Genomic DNA, 19,944 nt, shown 5'->3' on the forward strand with positions numbered 1-19,944 from the left:
GATCTTTTTTTTTTTTTTTACAAAAATCACCGCATTTTACGGTGCAATTAGTCGTGTACTTTAATATGTAAAATTTATAATGATCGCGCCTATGTTTTAAGAAGCCAAACTTGTTTTTACTTGGTTGCAACAAATTGACTAGGTTATAATGAAGAAACGGTAGTTGAAAGTCTGAGGAGGAAACAAAATGAAGTTAATCGATTTACCAACAAGGGAAGAACGGATCGAGTTGCTAAGGGAAACAGTTAAGTGTTTTTCTGAACGGGCTTGGAAACATGATGAGGAAGCCTCGTTTCCCGTTGAAAATATTGAAGACTTAAAACGAATAGGTTATCACACACTTACAGTACCCGCTGAGTATGGTGGGTTAGAAATATCCCTACAGGAGCTTGTTCAATTGCAGGAAACGGTTGCTCAAGCTGACGGATCAACTGCTTTATCCTTTGGTTGGCATATGGGAATTGTCAAACATCTTGGGGAAACGCGACCGTGGGAAGCAAGTATATTTGAACGCTTTTGTAGTGATGTCGTTGAAAATGGAGCGTTACTAAATAATGCAGCATCTGAAAGTGGAACAGGTAGTCCGACGCGTGGCGGTAGACCGGAGACGACCGCTGTTAAACAAGACGAGCATTGGGTTATTACCGGAAGAAAAACGTTTACAACGATGTCACCAGTGTTAGACTATTTCGTTGTCAGTGCTGCCATTCATGGGACTAATAAAATAGGCAATTTTTTAATTCATAAAAATCGTCCTAGAGTTGCAATTGAAGAAACGTGGGATTCGGTTGCGATGAGAGGGACAGGAAGTCATGATCTAGTTTTAAAAAAAGTAGAAGTGCCGCTCGAGAACCTTGTTGAGTACATTACCCCAGGGAAAAAACAAGCTGCAGGGTGGTTACTTCATATTCCTGCTTGTTACTTAGGGATTGCTAAAGCGGCCCAGGAATACGCAATCCGTTTCGCGAAAACCTACTCACCAAATAGTATTGAAGGGACGATCGCTGAACTTCCCTATGTGAAACAAAAGATTGGCGAGATGGAATTATATATTCAACAAAGCCAACATTTTATGTATTCTGTAGCCAAGGCTTGGGACGAAAGCAATTTTGAAGACCGCCAGATGATGAGGGGAGAACTCGGTGCAGTGAAACACGCAGTTGTTAATCATGCCTTGAACATTGTTGATCTAGCAATGCGTATTGTTGGTGCGCGCAGTCTTTCGAAAAAAAATCCACTGCAACGCTATTACCGTGATGTCCGAGCAGGGCTTCATAATCCGCCAATGGATGATGCGACAATTGGATTGTTAGCCGATGATGCTCTCCGAAAAATCAATGAGTAAACTAGGAACCTGATTGTAGTCTATACTACTGTCAGGTTTTTTTGTGCAAAAAGTCTTTGAGCATTAATTAAATACACGATCCTTAAACAATTAATTCCAGAATGAGAATTGTTCATGAACCAAATAATAAAGTGATAAATTAAATAGGTAAAGGGTGGTCCATTATGAAAGCAGTTACTTACCAAGGTAAGTATGAAGTTGCTGTGAAGGAAGTAGAGGATGCGAAAATTCAAGATCATGAAGATGTCATCGTTAAGATTACTTCAACAGCAATTTGTGGGTCTGATTTACATTTGTACCAAGGGAATTTTCCATTGCCGATTGGTTATGTGATTGGACATGAACCGATGGGGATTGTTGAAGAAGTTGGGTCTAGTGTTACGGCTGTGAAAAAAGGAGATCGAGTTGTCATTCCATTCACAGTTGGTTGTGGAAGATGTTTTTTCTGCGAGCATGAACTAGAGAGTCAATGTGATAACTCTAATCCTCATTACGATTCGGGAGGTTATTTTGGTTATTCCGAAAAATTCGGGAACTATCCAGGTGGTCAAGCGGAATACTTGCGCGTTCCTTTCGGAAATTTCACCCCTTTTAAGATACCTGAAAATTGCGAGCTTGAAGATGAAAAATTACTGTTTTTGTCGGACGTTTTACCAACTGCATATTGGAGTGTCGTCAATGCCGGTGTGAAAAAAGGTGATACCGTGATCGTTTTAGGCTGTGGACCAGTTGGGATCTACGCCCAAAAGTTTGCTTGGCTTAAAGGTGCTAGTCGAGTAATTGCCGTTGACTACATTCCGTTTCGACTTGAGCACGCTAAACGCGTAAATAATGTGGAAGTTTTTGACTTTACTGAGCACAAAGATATGGGAGAAGTTTTAAAGGAAGTGACAAATGGTGGTGCTGAAGTAGTTATTGATTGTGTAGGGATGGATGGGAAAAAATCACCTTTAGAGTTTATTGAACAGAAGTTGAAACTTCAAGGTGGAACATTAGGACCAATCCAAATTGCCACAAAAGCGATAAAAAAATGTGGTACATTACAAATTACTGGTGTTTATGGTGGTTTGTATAATATGTTTCCACTCGGACCCTTTTTCTCAAGAAATATTAATATTAAAATGGGGCAAGCGCCAGCGAGACATTTTATGCCGCATTTATACGATCTTATTGTCAAAGGTGAGATTGATCCAACCTCAATTATTACCCACACATTACCGCTTGAACAAGCAAGTGAGGGATATGAAAAGTTTAATAATCGAACGGATGATTGTCTAAAAGTCGTTCTAAAACCATAAGAGTTGAATTTTCGGATTAAAATAGGCTTTCATTAATTTAAACAAAAACTGCATGGAGGCGAACCTAACGCCACCTACAATGAGTCGCTGGTATTCTTTTGCTGTAGACCTCAATAGAGGTGCCTTCATGAACAACCAGCGACATTCAATCATTCAATAGAAAGTTACTATCTTTACTGTAGGATTATCCTTCTAGCAAGTAGCATCACTATCCTTTAAGGAAAGTCTGCCATTTTCGTAACCAATAAGAAGACGATGCTGCTTGGAGATAACATCTTCAGTCAAGTAAAAGCAAATGTCTTCAATTGTCATGACGGTATCTCCCTGTTTAAACTCATCCAGAGTTAATTTAAATTTAGAAGAACCTCATTTGCTAGCTTCATTATAGCCAATACGCACGCCAGACTTATTTCTTTTTGTCATTAACTCTTTTAAAAAGATGGCTGCCTCACTTGAAATTTTCAATTGGAATACCTCACCCTTCATTTATTCTAGAAAAAATCCCCTTTTTATTAACTTGATTTTACATTTTTATACGTTTTTAATCTAGCGTGATTACTCGTTGAGAGATAAAATATATTTAAGAAAATTATTCGATGGTAAAAGGTAAGAGATAAGAGATAAGAGAGGAAATTCTTTAACGTACTGTGTTCTAATTAGTACTGAGTATTTAGGGGTTACTCTAATGTTGTGATGCAGGGGGGAGTGACGTTTGCAGTTAGACTTAATATCGGTTGGTTTTGCGGTCGCATTAGCTCTTGTTATTTTTTCACCATTGTTCTTTCGGAAAATGGTTCGCTTGGAAAATGGAAAAGAGACAAAAATGTGGGTGCAGTTATTTTCTTCAAAGTGGTTTGGTGCCACGTTTGCATTCATTCTGTTATTTGGAAACTACAGCGAGTTCACGTTGACGTTTGTCGTAAATAAAATTACACTCACCGTCATCATTGCGTTTTTCATTTCTTTACTAGCAAATGTAAAACTTATTTTTACAACGAAAGAAACGCCCTAAAAAGAGCGTTTCCCTTTCAATATATTGCTTGTCGCCGAAATTGAGGTAGGCGACATTTTCGCAGTTGCCCACAGCCAGTTCAAGGCTTTTAGGTGGAATTTATTATTTGTAGTTACCAGCCTTTGTTTTGCTCATTGTGCCGATCTCTACAAATCGTTCTAAAATATTTTTAATACCGAGTGTATTCTTTGCAGTGTCTTGTAGTAGGGGGTTTGATGCTTTTAAACTTTTTGCAGCTTGCTCATACGAGATTGCCTTTTTGGAATCTTTAACAATTTTTAGTAGCTGGATTGCGTACGTTTTTTTAGCCACGTTTCATCACCCTTTCACTTCATCTTTTTATTATAACATAATATCGCATTAAAGCTAATAAGTTTGGTCGGTGAAATGGCTTATTTTTACAGCGTTGGATTTTCCCAATCTGAAAAAGACCCAGTCCCGTTACAACTATAGCATTTGTAGTCAAAGGAAGGCATATAAATGTAGGCGTTTGCTGCGCTAGCGTGATAACCTTTACCGCGACATTCCGGGCAAAGACCTTGTTCCTTCATTTTTGCGATCTTTTTTTCATAAGAAGCTTTTTGCCATTCAAAAAAAGTATCAAGAATTTTCATTTGCACCACTCCAAAATTTATTAATTTTATTATGTGGATTTATTGGTATTTTATTCATTGATTAAAAAATGAGTGTACTAAATAAAGAATATTCCAAAAAATATTAGAATGGCTAATCCAAATGTACCAATAATATGTATAATGGTTATAAATGGTTGTATTTCAACAACCATTTATAACCATTATTTATTTTTTTGGGTATATATCATGACGCAAAGTTTATATTTATTGTACTTTTCTGAAAATTAAAAATTGGCATGATTTTTGCTTATTAAAAAGTGAAAGTTTAATTTTAAAGAAAAGGGGAGATCAAATTGAAATCAATGCGTTTACTTAGCTTAGTCTTCATTTTTGTTTTTTCGATGATGGTTGTTGTCGCTTGTAACAGTGATAAGCCAACAACAACTGAGGAACCAGCAGAAAAGAAAGAACCTGTGACAGAAGAAAAAGAAACGGAGAAAGAAGAACCAACACTAAAGCCACTTGTCGTAGCTATTGAGGCAGAGCCTACTTCTTTGGATCCACATAATGCAACAGACACGAATTCAGCGACAGTTCAAAGTGTTATTTTAGAAGGTTTACTAGCATTTGATGAAAACATGAATTTAGTTAAAACGTTGGCAACCGATTACGAATTTAATGACACAGCAACAGAAATTACTTTTGAACTTAGAGAAGGAGTTTCTTTCCACGATGGGAGCCCTTTTAATGCTGAGGTAGTAAAAGTGAATTTAGATTTTGTTCGCGATCGTGATAATGGCATGGCACGTGCTAGCTTTTTCTCATTTATTGATGAAGTTATCATCAATAATGATTATAGCGTAACGATACGCTCTACAGAGCCAAATGCTGCTATGGCATCTTACCTTGCTCATAGTGCTGCTTCGTTTAAATCCATTGACGAAGTAAATAAAAAAATTGCAGACCCTGAATACAATGCCGACCGTAATCCTGTAGGAACAGGACCATTCAAGTTTGCAGAGTGGAGAGATAGTAGCCACGTTAAAGTAGTACCTTTTGATAATTATTGGAATGAAGAAGGAAAAGCGAAAGTTGAAAGTATTACATTCAAGCCAGTAGTTGAGGCAAGTACTCGTGTTAATATGTTGAAAACTGGAGAAGTAGATATTGTTTTCCCATTACCTACATTAAGTGCTGATGAGCTAGAGGCAGATGCGAATATCGATGTCTTTACTGGATCTTCTACAGACACATTCTATATCGGAATGAATGTAAGCTTAGATAAGTACAAAGATGTTCGGGTTAGAAGAGCAATGAACCATGCTGTAAATAAAGATGCGTTAATCGCTCAAGTACTTGATGGGTATGGTCAAGTATTAAATTCAGCAATTGCTCCTGCTGTTTACGGCTACGATCCGCAAGCGATTTATGAATTTGATCAAGACAAAGCGAAAGAATTGCTTGCAGAGGCAGGGGCTGAAAATGGCTTTGATGCAGTTCTTTGGACGAGAAATTCAACAGAATTCTTAACTGTTGCTGAAAATGTAGCGATTCAATTAGGCGCTGTTGGCATTAATGTCGATGTTCAGGCATATGAAACGGGAACGTTATTCGATATGTTAGATGCTGGTGAGGGTACTGATCTATTTATTGGAAGATGGTCACCGGGAACAGGTGAAGCTGATTGGGGATTACGACCGAACTTTGCTTCAGATCGAATTCCTCCAAACTACAATAATGCTGGATATTATATTAACGAAGACCTAGATAAATTATTCAATGACGCTCTAAGTTCGCCGGATCAAGAAGAAACGTTACGTATCTATGCAGAAGCACAAAAAGTAATTTTTGAGGATGCGCCTTGGGTGTTCTTATATGTACCAGACACAATTATCGCAAAAAGAAGTGAATTAAAAGGAATTACAGTTAGAGCAACTGGTGCAGTTGTTTTAACCGGTGCTTGGAAAGAGTAGAGTAATTACTTAGTAGAGGGTGTTCCAAAAGCGATGGATTAGTCACAATGGTGCTATAGCTAGAATAATAGTCTATATGTAATCACTATCGTGAACTGAGACTTGTGGAACGCCCTCTCTCTAACAAAGAGAGGTGAGTTTCTTGTTTTCATATATAATGAAACGTCTAGTAGGGATGATTCCAATTCTTTTTGCAGTATCAATAATTGCCTTTTTATTCGTCCATTTAACACCAGGTGATCCAATCCGAATTATGTACGGTGCGGAAATTGATCAAGCAACATATGAGCAGTTTCGAGAACGAGAAGGTTTTAATGATCCGTTACCCGTTCAGTATTTTAACTATATGTCCAATATATTGACCAAAGCAGACTTCGGAACCTCTTACAGAACAAGATCAGATGTTTCTACTGAGATTGTCAGGCGGTTCGGTTACACATTAACCCTAACATTGTTAAGTATGTTTTGGGCGATAGTCATTGGGATGTTTATCGGGATCGTCTCCGCGGTCAAACGTAATTCGGTTTGGGATCGACTTGGAATGGTTTCTTCGATTACAGCGCTTAGTGTACCTGAATTTTGGTTTGGGTTAATGTTAATGCAAATTTTCGCCGTGCAATTAGGGTGGCTTCCAACAAGTGGTAGTGGCTCGTTGCAACATTTAATATTGCCGTCACTGACGCTCGGACTTGGAGTTGCAGCAATTATAGCAAGATTCACTAGATCAAGTGTTTTGGAAGTACTTCGAGAAGATTATGTACGAACTGCAAGGGCTAAAGGGCAAAAAGAAATTACGATCCTCTGGCGCCATGTATTGAAGAATGCTTTAATTCCGGTCGTAACAATGACGGGGCTCCAATTCGGTTTCTTAATCGGCGGTGCTGTCGTAGTTGAGCAAGTTTTTTCATGGCCAGGTCTTGGTGCTTATTTAATCGATTCGATCTTGAGCCGTGACTATCCAGTAATTCAAGCACTTATCTTATTGTTTTCTGTACAATTTTTAATTGTTAATCTGCTTGTTGACATTAGCTATGGCTATTTAAATCCGCAAATTAGGTATGACTAGAAAGGAGAGAAATGAATGAATAATCCTCAAAACCAATACTCTCCTTTTCGTTCGTTTTTAAAGAAATTTTTAAAACAACGAGTTGCGGTGATCTCTATGGGCGTTGTCTTATTTATTATTTTACTTGGATTTTTAGGGCCGTACTTTGCACCTTACGATCCAGGACGTCCAGTTACAGAGCAATATGCTGCAAAGGGGATTGAAATTGAAAGCGTTACTAGTAGTAGAGTAGCTTTAAATGGCCTTTTAAGTGACGGTACAATGGTTGAAGGAAGTGGGTTGCCAAGACTTCTTTTTGAGAGTGACAATCAACGAATTGCCGCTGCGAGAATTTCAGATTCAGGAATGATGGTGAGTGCCTATCGAGAAGGTACAACAACAATAACGATCAAGAGTGGTGAGATTAGCACCTTAGTAAGAGCTGATGTTTCATCTACAGAAGACGATCTTCCGTTTATATCTTATCTTTTAGTAGATTCGTTAGCGGAACCTCTGAAGATCGGCGCTGAGTTTCAGTTACTACCTAAAGCAGTTGTAAGTGACGGAGCAATTCTAGAGACTCGTGAACAAATCGAAAGTTTTATAGAGGAATATGGAGATGAACAAGAAAAGAAGGACGATGGTTTTGGCAGACCAAGTACTGAAGCTGATAACAATCTTCATTTTGAAACATTTAATGAAGAGATTGTCGTTGTTAATGAGTTAGGTGTTGCACAAGCGAAAGGGGAAGGGGAAACGTTTATTAAGGTTTCATTAAATAATGTTTCTACTATCGTCCCTATTGCTGTAAACACCCAGTTACCAGAAGCAGTTGTGACGACAATTATCCCAGAAGAAGTTGTCGTTTCACTTACGGACATTTATAAACATCAAAAACCTTCTAGCCTCCATTTCTTTGGAACGGATCATCAAAATCGCGATATTTTCAGCAGAATTATTGTCGGTACGAAACAAACGTTGTTAATTGGATTTGTTTCTGTTGCGATTGGTGCATTTGTTGGGACAATTCTTGGATTACTGGCAGGTTACTATGGTCGTTGGGTAGACTCATTGTTAACTAGATTTACAGATATTTTACTTGCTTTTCCAGGTATCTTATTAGCGATTGCTGTAATTGCACTACTTGGAGCTGGTTTAATTAATATTATTGTAGCGGTAGCGGTGTTTACGATTCCGATTTTTATCCGAATTGTGCGCGCTAGTACTCTAGCATTAAAAGAGAAAACATATGTAGAAGCGGCTAGATCGATCGGTGTTAAAGACCATATTATTATTATGCGTCATATTTTTCCTGGGACATTATCAGTCGTGATGGTTTATTTAACAATGCGTGTAGGGACAGCTATTCTCATTGGCGCAGCACTTAGTTTCTTAGGTCTTGGTGGAGACATTACGGCGCCAGAATGGGGTGCGATGTTGAGTTCCGCAAAAGACAATAGCCGAAACTTATTTCATCCAACGTTTTTCCCTGGCTTAGCCATTGTTATTACTGTTTTAAGTTTTAATTTGCTAGGTGACGGTTTGAGAGATGCGTTAGATCCGAAATTGAAAGAGTAGGAGGTGTATCGATGGAAGAAAAAATCTTAGAAGTCAATAATTTAAAAATTAATTTCAAAACTGATGGGAAAGAGTTCACCGTCGTAAATAACATCTCCTTTTATATAAAAGCAGGTGAAACGTTAGGGGTTGTTGGTGAATCAGGGTGTGGTAAAAGTGTTACGGCCTTATCAATCATGAAGTTGTTAGCAACACCGCCTGGAATTTACGCCGGAGGAAATATAAATTATTTAGGTGAGAATATTCTCAAGAAAAAAGAAAAAGAGATGCGAAAGCTTCGTGGAAACGAAATTTCAATGATTTTTCAGGAGCCAATGACGTCTTTAAATCCTGTTATAACTGTTGGCGATCAAATTGATGAAGTTTTACTTCTTCATAATAAAATGTCAAAAGCACAGGCTCAAGAAGGTTCAATCAACATGCTAAAGCTAGTCGGTATTCCAAGACCTGAGGAAATCTATAAAAGTTATGCTTATGAACTTTCAGGTGGGATGAGACAGCGCGTCATGATTGCGATTGGTCTCGCCTGTCAACCAAAGCTGTTAATTGCAGATGAACCAACTACAGCCTTGGATGTAACGATACAAGCGCAAATCCTTGATTTAATGAGAGATTTAAAAGAAAAGACAAACACGGCAATCATGTTCATTACCCATGATCTAGGTGTTGTTGCCGAGATGTGTGATCGGGTGATGGTGATGTATTCAGGCGAGGTTGTTGAAGAGGCTGATGTTTACAGTCTTTTTAAAGAACCAAAGCATCCTTACACAAAAGGTTTATTGGAATCGATTCCAAAGCTAGGCGATCGTAAAAAACGGTTAAAACCAATTCCAGGTCAAGTTCCCGCTCCTGGATCGATCGAGGTAGGATGTAAGTTTGCTGACCGTTGCCCTTTCGTTATGGACGTTTGTAGGCAAAGTGATCCACCATTATTACAGGTAACTGAAGGTCATACGAGTCGTTGTTGGCTATACGAAGAGGAGGCGAAGGAAATTGAAATCTCCACTACTTGAAGTAAAGGATATTAAAAAGCATTTTCCGATTCGCTCCGGGTTGTTGAAGCGACAAACAAAATATGTGAAAGCTGTTGATGGCATTACCTTTTCAATTGCAGAAGGTGAAACCGTAGGGATCGTCGGTGAATCAGGCTGCGGGAAATCAACAATGGGGCGAACGTTATTACAGCTTATTGAGCCGACTGAAGGTGAGGTTGTTTTCCAAGGACGAAATTTAGTAGGGTTAAGCACGAAGGAGATTAGAGAAGTTCGTAGAGATATGCAAATGGTCTTTCAAGATCCGTATTCTTCATTAAATCCAAGAATGAATGTTTTTGAGATTTTAAGTGAACCATTAACAACCCATGGTATACGCGATAAACAAAAACGGAAGGAAATGATCTCAAAAATTTTAAATGTTGTCGGGTTAAACGAAGCGCAAATGTTTCGCTATCCCCATGAATTTTCTGGAGGTCAACGGCAACGGATTGGAATTGCTAGAGCCTTAATTTTACAACCGAAATTAATTGTGCTTGATGAGCCAGTTTCTGCCCTTGATGTATCGATCCAGTCACAAATCATAAATTTATTACAAGATCTTCAAGAGGAATTTGGCTTAACCTATATTTTTATCTCGCACGATTTAAGTGTCGTTTATCAGCTTTGTAACAAAATTTGTGTGATGTATCTAGGTAAGATTGTAGAGATGGGTGATGTCGACACATTATATGAAAATCCACAGCATCCATATACGAAAAGCTTACTTTCAGCAGTACCTATTCCTGATCCGCTTCAAAAAAGAGACAGAATCATTTTAAAGGGCGATGTACCAAATCCGGCTGCGCCACCACCAGGTTGTGCCTTTGCACCAAGATGCCCTGAGGTCATGGACATTTGCCATAAGGTCGGTCCAACATTACAAGGATGTGGTGGTGCGCAAGTTGCATGTCATTTATATACTGATGAAAGTGTGAGTAAACATGGTTAATCAAAAAAGAGTCGGTGTTGTTACCGGCACAGAAATGACGAGGGTAGCCTTAAGTAATCAGCTAGAAGAAACAATTGGTGATGTTGTTGAGATTGATAGCTATGCCCTTGATGAATGGACAGGTGGAATGATAACAGCTGACGTCATCGTTGTTTCTTCGAAGGTATTGGTAGATGAACCAGGGTTTAAAATTGTCTCCCCTAACGTACCAGTAATCGTTGCGAAACGAATGATTAACTATAATTTTATTGATCGATTGCTAGCAATCCCAGAGGGAACAGATGTATTACTAGTTAATGACGTGAAATCTACTGTTTATGAATCAATTAACTCGCTTGAAAAATTAGGTGTTGACCACTTAAGCTATATCCCTCATATACCGGGGGATATGCAAGTACGGCCGGTTTCAATTGCGATCACTCCAGGAGAAATCGCTTATGTTCCTGAGTGGGTTGATAAGGTTATCGACATTGGACCAAGATTGCTAGATTTGTCAACGATTTTAGAGGTTTTACGATTTTTTAAACTTGAAAACGATAACGAAGTCAATTTATCTGAAAAATATATGAAAAAAATTATTCAGTTATCGAGAGAACTAATTAAAACGAATAATGAAACATTATTTCTAAATTCGCATCTAAAGAAAGTCATTGACGGTGTTCATGATGGAATTTTAGCGATTAATGCCCAAGGAGTTATTACGGCTTTCAATGAGAATTTAGAAACAATCTTATCGATATCTAGAGAGACTGCGCTTGGCAGAAAAATAGAGGACATTATCATTGATACGGATTTGCTTTATTTTGTCATAAATGGTGACGTTGAAGAAAATATGCTTTTTTCAACTAATCATTATGAGGTTGTTGTCAACCGTTTTAAAATCATTACTGATCATTCAATTGTTTGTACTTTTAAGGACGCCAAAAAAACAATTGAGATCGAAAAAAAATTAAAGCAAAAAATGGTTAGTCAAGGCTATGTAGCGAAATATAAGTTGAATGACATTATCGGTGAAAGTGCCGAAATTCAAGAAGCAAAACAAATTGCGCACAAGTTAGCAAAAACAAACTTAACTGTGTTAATTGAAGGCGAATCTGGGACTGGTAAAGAGCTTTTTGCCAGTGCGATCCACTCATTGTCTGAGCGAAGGCTCGGTCCTTATTTAGCGGTTAATTTCAGCGCTCTTCCAGAAGACTTGGTAGAAGCAGAATTGTTTGGTTATGAAGAAGGTTCTTTCACAGGTGCTAAAAAGGGTGGGAAAGTTGGCTTATTTGAGCAAGCGAATGGCGGGACCATTTTTCTAGATGAAATTGGTGATATTTCACCGAAGATACAAGCAAGGTTACTGAGAGTTCTCCAAGAAAAAGAAATTATGCGTGTTGGTGGAAATAAAATTATCCCTGTCGATGTCCGAATTATTGCCGCTACTAATTGTAATTTTGTCGAAATGATCAATAGTGGGAAATTTAGAGTTGATTTATACCATCGTTTAAAGGCACTGTACTTACGGTTACCGCCGTTACGTGAACGCTTAGGAGATTTACCACACCTCATCCGTCATTTTATGATCATGAACGGTAAAGAGTATATTCAAATGGATCAGGATGTATTAAGGCAATTACAGTCCTACTCTTGGAATGGAAATATTCGTGAACTTAAGAATACGATTGATTATATGTTAACCGTTTGTGATGGGACAAAAATACGCAGCACTGATATTCCTAACCATCATTTTTTTGAAGTCACTGTGCCAATTAGCCAAGACAATAGTAAAGAATACGTCCAATCAAAACAACAGAAACTAAAAGAAATTATGTTAGATTGGGAAACAAATGGTGAGCGTGATGAGTACTTATTTTTATTAAATGAAATCTATGAATTAAATCAGCGTAAAGAGCTAGTGGGGAGAAAGAAGTTATCGCAATTAGCGGTTAACCACTTAAGCTACAGTTTAACAGAACAACAAATTCGCTACCGCCTTCAGTATCTTGAGGACCTCGGCTTTATTAGTAAAAGAAAAGGCCGGGCTGGGACAAAGATAACCCCAGATGGTAGAGAACTTCTTATGATGGATGGTGAACGTAATGATTAAGCTTATAAAAAATGGTGAAGTGTACGCTCCTGAGTACTTGGGGAGACAAACGATCCTAGTAATAGATAATAAAATCACTAAAATTGGTGATGTGAATGAAAAAATCCTTGAAGTCGATTTGGACTTAGAGGTGATTGATGCCCAAGGGTGTATCATTATGCCGGGAATTATTGATCCACACGTCCATTTAATTGGTGGTGGCGGAGAAGGTGGCTTTGCGACACGAACTCCAGAGATCCAGCTTTCAGAAATCGTCCGCTCGGGAATTACGACAGTTGTCGGCTGCCTAGGAACTGATGGCACGACTAGACATATGACCTCTCTTTTAGCGAAGGCTAGAGGGTTAGAAGAAGAAGGGATTTCAACATATATTTATACTGGGAACTATCATGTCCCAACTCCGACGATTACATGTTGCGTTAAAGATGATATTATCATCGTCGACAAAGTCATTGGGGCAGGCGAAATCGCACTATCCGATTCTCGCTCAGCACAACCATCCGTTCATGAGATCGCTAAACTCGTGGCTGAAGCAAGAATTGGTGGTTTGTTAAGTGGTAAAGCGGGTGTCACTCATTTCCATATAGGGCCGGGGAAGCAGAGGCTGCAATTTTTGCATGAGATTATGGAAGACTATGAAATTCCAGCTTCGAAAATTTACTGCACACATATTACCCGTAGTAAAGAACTAATGGACGATGCTATTTCACTGGCGAAGAAAGGCTCATTTGTTGATATGACAGCTGATGAGGAAACCGGTGAGTGGTTTACGTACTATAAAGAAAATGGTGGCGATTTAAACCAATTGACGTTTTCCTCTGACGGAAACGGAAGCCTGCCAATCTTTGCTGAAGACGGAAAGTTAATGGGAATTGGCGTTGCTAGTCCATTTACATTGTATGAACAATTCGTTGCCACAGTTCGTGAGCACGGCGCATCATTAGAGGAGATCATTCCAATTGTTACTGCTAACCCAGCAACGGCTTTGCATTTGAAACATAAGGGGCGGTTAGTAGAAGGAAACGATGGTGATTTGCTTCTGCTAGATAAAGAGGATTTATCAATCAAACATGTTTTTGCTAAAGGAAAACAAATGGTTAAAAATGGCGAAGTGATTGTAAAAGGGACGTTCGAATAGAAAATGTGTAAAGTAAGTGCCTATCAAATTGTTAGTTAATTTGGTAGGCAATTTTTATTAATATAAAGGGATCTCTAATTTTTTGTTTTTGTTATGAGATTTGCACGCTTATTTGCGTATGTATTCTAATATCAAACTTAAATGCTTTATAAAAATGCACACAAGGACATTGGTATTTTATGTTAAAATAGTAAAGGGATGCATACTGAGTCTGTGAAGAAATCTTCTTAAAGTAACGAGCATATTGTTTAATAAGATATATAAAAATTATGGTAATAAGGGGTGGGTAATCATTTTAAACCGAGAGAAACAAATGATTAAATGGGAAAAGAAAAGAAAGTTAGGGGCATGGAAATATATATTCATATACGGATTATTATATTATGGAGGCATTAGTTTTCTCCCGATTTTAATACAGATGTATCAAGGGTATGGTGTATTTCTATCAATCATTTTTTACTTATTTTTAATTTTTCCAATTGTTTTAACGTGTGGGATAATCAGTTGGCTTGTAAACGAGGCGAGGTATGAAAGTTATATGGAAAATAAATAATACTCTTCAACTTTTTTACTGTCTCAGGTCTATCAGTTATATTATCACTTGTAAAAGTAATTGTTGGATAGAACATAAAACATCTTCAAGTAAAGGGTAACAATAATTGAGGAGTTGTCTCATTAGAAATTTGAATATTTTTTGGTTCTTTACCTTTATAATCTTGAGTAAACGGTTGCGATCGTACAATTTTTAGATAAAGTCGTAATCAGGTTTGTTGCAATTGTGAAAAGGAAAAACGTTGACTAAAAGAATTACTAGAAGCTAATTAAACAGCCTTGTTGTTTCTGAAAAAGGAAATCAACAAGACTGTTTTTTGTCTTCAGTAAACTACATAGGTTACGATAAAGAAAGATAAATAAAATTAACGGGTCAAAGTCATCACTACATTCGTCTAATTAATGGAAGGGAGGTTGAGTGGTGTTTATTCAAGAAAGTAATGATGGAGAAAAAAATAAGGATGTCCTCTTGTATCAGTTAATGCAGAAGTATGGATCAGAATTAAAAAGGATCGCCTATTTGTATGTAAACGATAAAGTTGAATGTGAAGATATTATTCAGGAAGTTTTTATTTCTTGTTATCAAAACTTGGATCAGTTTCGGAATGGAGCTAGTTATAAGACTTGGCTTATTCGAATTACGATTAACAAATGTAAAGATAATCGGAAGCGATGGAGCATTAAGAATTTAATTTTTAAACCAGAAATTGCTCCATTGAATACAAGTCAATCATCCGAAAATGAGTATATTCAGCAACACAATTCCGATGAGATAATTGAGCAAATTGCTAGTCTTTCAGGAAAATACAAAGAAGTTCTCATTCTATATTACTATCAGGAAATGAATATGAAGGAAATAAGTGATGTCCTCAATATTAGTATAAATACAGTTAAATCGAGACTGTTACGCGGAAAAGATGCTCTAAAAAGAAACCTTGAAAGGGGCAGTAAACTTGAATAACTTTGATAAGATTATATCAGAAAAAGTGAAAAGTTATTTAGATAAGAATGTTGAATTTACGACTGAAGAAAGCGAAAAAATTCAAATAAAAATTCAACAAGGTATTCAAAAATCAAGAAAGTCTAATCGGTTCTATTGGACAGCATTGGCTTCTGTTGCTGCTATTTTTCTTATATTAAGTTTATCTTTTCTAAATGGTCCTCTTTTAGATCCGGAAAACGAGCAGGCTGTACAGAGTTCTGATAGTAAAGGTGAAGAATTATCCGTAGACCTGTCTGACATTCCACATATGAATATAGGTGCTGAAATGCCTAGACTTTTATATGCTGATGATAAAATAGCTGTGATCCATGGGACATTTGGAGTCATTGTATATAATATGCATGATTCAATGGTTACGAATCGAATTTCATATGAACATTTGAAGCCATATGACATCTCCATGATGGCAGCAGCTGTTTCTCAAGATGGTACGACAATCTTTATTGGAAATGATAATATGTCTTTTACTGACGATATTCCATTTACCCATCAATACAATATTAGTACTAGAATCATCAAGGAAAACTCGGAACAGCCTTCAGAGTTTTTTATGCCAATTAATATTAAACCACCTGGTATTAATGAGGAGTACGATAAGTATTTCGAATTACAATATCTTATGGATAATAAAATTGTAGAAGTGGATAATTCTTTTATTTATTTACGTTCCATAGATTGGAATATGAAAAACTTACAAATTGTTTTTTGTCAGTATGAAGATGGAGAAAGTATAGTTTTTGATGTGTTTAAATTGCGAGAAAGCGATGCGGAAGTAAGTACCAAAGAGCACGCACTTGTAAAAGCTATTGAGTACCATAATAACTCAACAGAAGTTAAGTCAGACTTTGACTTTCCAACAACAATCAAATCAGAAGAAACAGTTTCAATAGATATTGAAGTAGGTGGACCTAAAGGTAATACCACTCAGCTTTATATGACAGTTAACGTGGAAAATAAAGATGGTTCATATATTGTGACATTAACAGAGGACTACAATGTCACAGTAAGCGGGACTAATGTAATTAGTTATTGGCGATACGAAGTTGCGAACGACAAAGTAAAGCTATTAGATAAAAAGGAAAAAGGTAATTTAGTTAAAATTATTAAGTAGATTATTCTTTGCAAGAATAAAGGGAATTGGTCAATTACCAATATCAGAAGTTGGTGAAGTAAAACTATTCGATAACCTCCCCAAAAACCTAACTTATTTTGAGATTCAACCGAAATTATTTGAATAGACAAATCTTTTATTCAGAATGTGAGGATTTACATTTAATGATCTATCTTAATAATAGATGAAACAAAAGATAAAGGAGAGCATAAGTCCAGGAGTATTGATATTCATATTGAGGAGAAAATTGAATTTTGTCACTGTGACACCTCAAACCATAATCAATGTTTACAAGGACTGGTATGGAACTCCTATAACAGATGATAGTTATCAAATGGTTTATGTTTGCAGAAAAGTAAGGGATTAATTAAGATTGTAGTTGAAATGCTCTAAAAGAATTTATAGGGAGGAAGAAAATTTGAATAAAGCATTAAATCAATATGAAAAAACGATTGATCGTATACTGGAACTAAAAGAAGTTTCTGAAGAAAAGCTGTGCGAACCTATTAAAGAAGGAAAATGGTCAATCATACAAATTGTGGGGCATCTATACTATTGGGATAAATTCAATCTTGAGAAGATGATCCCGTATATGGCTGAGGGTTCAAATTTACCACCGTTCCCAGACCATGACCAACATAATGAAGAAGCTATGTCCTTTATTAAAGATACTTCAGTTGAGTCGTTGATTAATAGTTTTGTACATACCCGAAAGGAACTTTGTGAAACAATTTCAAGAATTGGAAATGATGTTAGGTTTACGATTGGTGGTGGAAAAAGGCAATTCTCAGGAGAGAGTTTTATTAAAATTTTTATTAAGCACGATGGACACCATCTAAAACAAATCGATGAAAAATTACAAAAAAAATAACTTTGTTGTTTTAAAATTTTATTGAGTCTTTATAAATATTCTCTTATAACAAATTTTTAACGACATCAAAACAACTGTTTATTAGATATCGCTCAATTCCTTGGATTACCTGTAGAATTCGTTAGAGTTTTACAGCGAAGAGAAAGGAATCGAGCGCTTTTTAATTGAAGATGGGAAAGTGGAAGTAAAGAAATTGTAATGGTACTATACTTAAAGAGGTGAGATGATGGCATTTGGAATTAAACGGGAGGAATTAATGGTCTGGAAAGAAAAAGTGAAACAAGGGGAGATTGCTTTTCTAACTCACTATTGGTATGACCCCCGCTTTCCAGATAATAAATCAGTAACAAAGGTAGGCTGTGCGGACCTTAAGCGCTTAATTGCGTGGGGGAAGAAGCATAATATACCAGCAAAGTATATTGATCATCGATCAGACTATCCACATTTTGATCTTTTTGGCGTACGCCAAGTTGAAATCTTAACGAATGAAAATATGCTTGAGCAATTACATAGATTTAAAAGGTGAGGTGGAATTATTTTATGGGACTAGCAGGAAAAAAGGTTGTCCTAGCGGCATCAAGAAAGTTAGATGAAATGAGTGCATTAGTTGAAAAGCAAGGTGGTATCCCGATTATCCGTTCGTTACAAGGAACTGTTTTTTTAGCGGAAAAAGAAGTGGAACCGTCACTAAGAAAGTTAGTTACTGAAGGCACAGATATGATCATTTTTACGACCGGGATCGGGCTTGAAAAACTAATTGAAATAACGGATAATATCGGCATCAAAGAGGAATTTCAGAATATTATAGAAAAAACCGATGTAGCATCAAGAGGCTATAAAACGCTAGCAGCCTTAAAGAAACTGCAAATACAACCAATGGCTGTTGATGAAGATGGAACAACTGCTGGGTTAATAAGAGCCCTAGAAGCGTATCAGTTCAATGGGAAAAAAGTAGCTGTTCAACTCCATGGTGATACGGCACCGCGATTAACCAAGTATCTCAAAGATAATGGAGCTTCTGTGTTACCAATTCTTCCGTATCAACATATTGCTCCTAATCCAGATACCGTTGAATTGCTGTGCAAAGAATTGAGCGAAGCAAAGGTTGATGCGGTTTGTTTTACGACAGCCATCCAAGTTCGGTCTTTATTTGATTATGCTAGAGAGCATCAGTATTTAGAGAAAGTATTAGACGCTTTTAACAACCGAGTTTTAGCGGTAGCTGTTGGTAAGGTCACCGCTGAAGCATTGCGAGAAGAAGGGGTTACTAATTATATTGCGCCAGAACGAGAACGAATGGGTGCCATGATTGTCGAGTTATCACAGCATTATAAGGAGGAAGAGAATGAACGGGCAAACACGTAGTCAAATTCAACCAGGTGTTGAAGTTGAAATTGTCTTGAAACAAGATCAACGAACAGGAAAAACAACGAAAGGAATTGTCAAAGATATTTTAACGAAATCGGCTAATCATCCCCATGGAATAAAAGTTCGTCTACAAGACGGTCAAGTTGGTAGAGTAAAGGTCATTATAAGTAAGTAAATATAGGCAATATATACCAGGTTAAACGGTGTGAAGCTGTGGTATAGATAAACTAGAATAGAAATTTTAGGAGGTTTCCATAATGAAAATGTATCGAATTTTCTTTGTGATCGTTACTTTTTTCTTACTTACCGCTTGTATGAACGGTACAGAAACGAATGGTGGACAAGAAGGTGAGGATACAGGTTCAGAGCCAGTTGCAGAAGAGCCAAGCGAAACAGAAACAGAGAAGGCTGATGAAGTAGCTGAAAAAGAAGAAACCGAAAAAGAGGAAGCAAAGAAACCTGATAATCCTTCTGATGCAGCCGAAGAAATTGTGTTAGCTATGGAACAGAAGGACATGGCGACAATAGCGAGTTATGTACATCCGTCTAAAGGGGTTCGTTTTACACCATACGCCCATGTTAATGTAGACGAAGATAAAGTATTTACGGCTGAAGAAGTAGAAGGCTTAATGGCTGACGAGACGATCTACACATGGGGTGTCTTTGACGGCAAAGGAAATCCAATTGAAATGACCTTTGCAGAATACTTTGATCGCTTTGTATACGATGAGGATTACGTAAATGCTGAAGAAAAAGCAGTAGATGAAAGACTAGGACAAGGAAATACCCTTGATAATAGTGCGGATGTCTACCCAGAGGGTACGATTGTAGAATACCATTTTTCAGGTATTGACCCGCAGTATGAAGGGATGGATTGGCGCAGTCTCCGCCTTGTTCTTGAAAAAGAAGATGGGGAATGGTACTTAGTAGGGGTAATCCATGACGAATGGACAATCTAAATAAGTAAAAGTGATTTTTGCTAGACATTATTTTTAAATGG

General features: G+C 37.2%; 20 protein-coding genes. 18 read left to right on the forward strand and 2 right to left on the reverse strand.

Annotation, left to right across the window (positions count from 1 at the left end):
* The first annotated feature begins 187 nt into the window (after positions 1–187).
* The 3 genes from ACK4M9_RS05380 (at position 188) to ACK4M9_RS05390 (ending at position 3,655) form a co-directional block, all read left to right on the forward strand.
* Entirely contained in the window at positions 188–1,345 is a 1,158-nt protein-coding gene (locus ACK4M9_RS05380) for an acyl-CoA dehydrogenase family protein (RefSeq protein WP_409848569.1), read from the forward strand.
* 164 nt (positions 1,346–1,509) lie between these two features.
* Positions 1,510–2,643 (forward strand): zinc-dependent alcohol dehydrogenase, encoded by a 1,134-nt coding sequence (locus tag ACK4M9_RS05385; protein ID WP_409848570.1) that lies wholly within the window; start codon positions 1,510–1,512, stop codon positions 2,641–2,643.
* 712 nt (positions 2,644–3,355) lie between these two features.
* The gene (locus ACK4M9_RS05390; RefSeq protein WP_409848571.1) at positions 3,356–3,655 is read left to right on the forward strand and encodes a hypothetical protein; all 300 of its coding nucleotides are present in this window, start codon (positions 3,356–3,358) and stop codon (positions 3,653–3,655) included.
* Positions 3,656–3,757: 102 nt separating this feature from the next.
* Here the strand turns inward: ACK4M9_RS05390 and ACK4M9_RS05395 are convergent, their stop codons facing one another.
* A complete protein-coding gene (locus ACK4M9_RS05395) occupies positions 3,758–3,967 on the reverse strand; it encodes a hypothetical protein (RefSeq protein ID WP_409848572.1) in 210 nt (69 codons plus the stop codon).
* Between the two features lie 86 nt (positions 3,968–4,053).
* Complete coding sequence (locus ACK4M9_RS05400; protein ID WP_409848573.1) at positions 4,054–4,269, reverse strand: methionine aminopeptidase; 216 nt, start codon at positions 4,267–4,269, stop codon at positions 4,054–4,056.
* Positions 4,270–4,592: 323 nt separating this feature from the next.
* On the opposite strand from ACK4M9_RS05400, the gene ACK4M9_RS05405 reads away from it, so the two are divergent.
* From ACK4M9_RS05405 to ACK4M9_RS05475, 15 genes are all read left to right on the forward strand, one after another.
* Entirely contained in the window at positions 4,593–6,203 is a 1,611-nt protein-coding gene (locus tag ACK4M9_RS05405) for a glutathione ABC transporter substrate-binding protein (protein ID WP_409848722.1), read from the forward strand.
* Positions 6,204–6,345: 142 nt separating this feature from the next.
* Positions 6,346–7,269, forward strand: coding sequence for a nickel ABC transporter permease (gene nikB / locus ACK4M9_RS05410; RefSeq protein ID WP_409848574.1), 924 nt, complete (start codon positions 6,346–6,348; stop codon positions 7,267–7,269).
* Positions 7,270–7,284: 15 nt separating this feature from the next.
* Complete coding sequence (locus ACK4M9_RS05415) at positions 7,285–8,826, forward strand: ABC transporter permease subunit (RefSeq protein ID WP_409848575.1); 1,542 nt, start codon at positions 7,285–7,287, stop codon at positions 8,824–8,826.
* Between the two features lie 11 nt (positions 8,827–8,837).
* Entirely contained in the window at positions 8,838–9,839 is a 1,002-nt protein-coding gene (locus ACK4M9_RS05420; RefSeq protein ID WP_409848576.1) for an ABC transporter ATP-binding protein, read from the forward strand.
* Entirely contained in the window at positions 9,820–10,809 is a 990-nt protein-coding gene (locus tag ACK4M9_RS05425) for an ABC transporter ATP-binding protein (RefSeq protein WP_409848577.1), read from the forward strand. Before ACK4M9_RS05420 ends, ACK4M9_RS05425 begins: the two co-directional genes overlap by 20 nt.
* The gene (locus ACK4M9_RS05430) at positions 10,802–12,901 is read left to right on the forward strand and encodes a sigma 54-interacting transcriptional regulator (protein ID WP_409848578.1); all 2,100 of its coding nucleotides are present in this window, start codon (positions 10,802–10,804) and stop codon (positions 12,899–12,901) included. Before ACK4M9_RS05425 ends, ACK4M9_RS05430 begins: the two co-directional genes overlap by 8 nt.
* Complete coding sequence (iadA, locus tag ACK4M9_RS05435; RefSeq protein WP_409848579.1) at positions 12,894–14,039, forward strand: beta-aspartyl-peptidase; 1,146 nt, start codon at positions 12,894–12,896, stop codon at positions 14,037–14,039. The genes ACK4M9_RS05430 and iadA overlap by 8 nt, the downstream gene beginning before the upstream one ends.
* Positions 14,040–14,352: 313 nt before the next feature.
* On the forward strand, positions 14,353–14,592 hold the full coding sequence (locus tag ACK4M9_RS05440; protein ID WP_409848580.1) for a hypothetical protein: 240 nt from the start codon (positions 14,353–14,355) through the stop codon (positions 14,590–14,592).
* A gap of 420 nt (positions 14,593–15,012) precedes the next feature.
* On the forward strand, positions 15,013–15,552 hold the full coding sequence (locus ACK4M9_RS05445) for a sigma-70 family RNA polymerase sigma factor (protein WP_409848581.1): 540 nt from the start codon (positions 15,013–15,015) through the stop codon (positions 15,550–15,552).
* Positions 15,545–16,705, forward strand: a complete 1,161-nt coding sequence (locus ACK4M9_RS05450) for a hypothetical protein (RefSeq protein WP_409848582.1) — start codon at positions 15,545–15,547, stop codon at positions 16,703–16,705. The genes ACK4M9_RS05445 and ACK4M9_RS05450 overlap by 8 nt, the downstream gene beginning before the upstream one ends.
* A 418-nt stretch (positions 16,706–17,123) precedes the next feature.
* Entirely contained in the window at positions 17,124–17,576 is a 453-nt protein-coding gene (locus ACK4M9_RS05455) for a DinB family protein (RefSeq protein WP_409848583.1), read from the forward strand.
* A 226-nt stretch (positions 17,577–17,802) separates the two neighbouring features.
* Positions 17,803–18,102 (forward strand): hypothetical protein, encoded by a 300-nt coding sequence (locus ACK4M9_RS05460; protein ID WP_409848723.1) that lies wholly within the window; start codon positions 17,803–17,805, stop codon positions 18,100–18,102.
* Between the two features lie 14 nt (positions 18,103–18,116).
* Positions 18,117–18,941, forward strand: coding sequence for a uroporphyrinogen-III synthase (locus ACK4M9_RS05465; RefSeq protein ID WP_409848584.1), 825 nt, complete (start codon positions 18,117–18,119; stop codon positions 18,939–18,941).
* Positions 18,922–19,119: a YwbE family protein gene (locus ACK4M9_RS05470; protein ID WP_409848585.1), complete on the forward strand. Its 198-nt coding sequence runs from the start codon at positions 18,922–18,924 to the stop codon at positions 19,117–19,119. The genes ACK4M9_RS05465 and ACK4M9_RS05470 overlap by 20 nt, the downstream gene beginning before the upstream one ends.
* 82 nt (positions 19,120–19,201) lie before the next feature.
* Positions 19,202–19,903: a hypothetical protein gene (locus ACK4M9_RS05475; protein ID WP_409848586.1), complete on the forward strand. Its 702-nt coding sequence runs from the start codon at positions 19,202–19,204 to the stop codon at positions 19,901–19,903.
* Positions 19,904–19,944: the final 41 nt, after the last annotated feature.

Origin of the sequence: Anaerobacillus sp., assembly GCF_046314235.1 — a bacterium.
In the GTDB taxonomy this organism is placed as follows: Bacteria; Bacillota; Bacilli; order Bacillales; family Anaerobacillaceae; genus Anaerobacillus.

Excerpts from the sequence above, each read along its gene's own strand:
- ACK4M9_RS05380 (WP_409848569.1), top strand. The coding sequence starts at position 188 with ATGAAGTTAATCGATTTACCAACAAGGGAAGAACGGATCGAGTTGCTA.
- ACK4M9_RS05385 (WP_409848570.1), top strand. The coding sequence starts at position 1,510 with ATGAAAGCAGTTACTTACCAAGGTAAGTATGAAGTTGCTGTGAAGGAA.
- ACK4M9_RS05400 (WP_409848573.1), bottom strand. The coding sequence starts at position 4,269 with ATGAAAATTCTTGATACTTTTTTTGAATGGCAAAAAGCTTCTTATGAA.
- ACK4M9_RS05405 (WP_409848722.1), top strand. The coding sequence starts at position 4,593 with ATGCGTTTACTTAGCTTAGTCTTCATTTTTGTTTTTTCGATGATGGTT.
- ACK4M9_RS05415 (WP_409848575.1), top strand. The coding sequence starts at position 7,285 with ATGAATAATCCTCAAAACCAATACTCTCCTTTTCGTTCGTTTTTAAAG.
- ACK4M9_RS05420 (WP_409848576.1), top strand. The coding sequence starts at position 8,838 with ATGGAAGAAAAAATCTTAGAAGTCAATAATTTAAAAATTAATTTCAAA.
- ACK4M9_RS05430 (WP_409848578.1), top strand. The coding sequence starts at position 10,802 with ATGGTTAATCAAAAAAGAGTCGGTGTTGTTACCGGCACAGAAATGACG.
- iadA (WP_409848579.1), top strand. The coding sequence starts at position 12,894 with ATGATTAAGCTTATAAAAAATGGTGAAGTGTACGCTCCTGAGTACTTG.
- ACK4M9_RS05440 (WP_409848580.1), top strand. The coding sequence starts at position 14,353 with ATGATTAAATGGGAAAAGAAAAGAAAGTTAGGGGCATGGAAATATATA.
- ACK4M9_RS05460 (WP_409848723.1), top strand. The coding sequence starts at position 17,803 with ATGGCATTTGGAATTAAACGGGAGGAATTAATGGTCTGGAAAGAAAAA.
- ACK4M9_RS05465 (WP_409848584.1), top strand. The coding sequence starts at position 18,117 with ATGGGACTAGCAGGAAAAAAGGTTGTCCTAGCGGCATCAAGAAAGTTA.
- ACK4M9_RS05470 (WP_409848585.1), top strand. The coding sequence starts at position 18,922 with ATGAACGGGCAAACACGTAGTCAAATTCAACCAGGTGTTGAAGTTGAA.
- ACK4M9_RS05475 (WP_409848586.1), top strand. The coding sequence starts at position 19,202 with ATGAAAATGTATCGAATTTTCTTTGTGATCGTTACTTTTTTCTTACTT.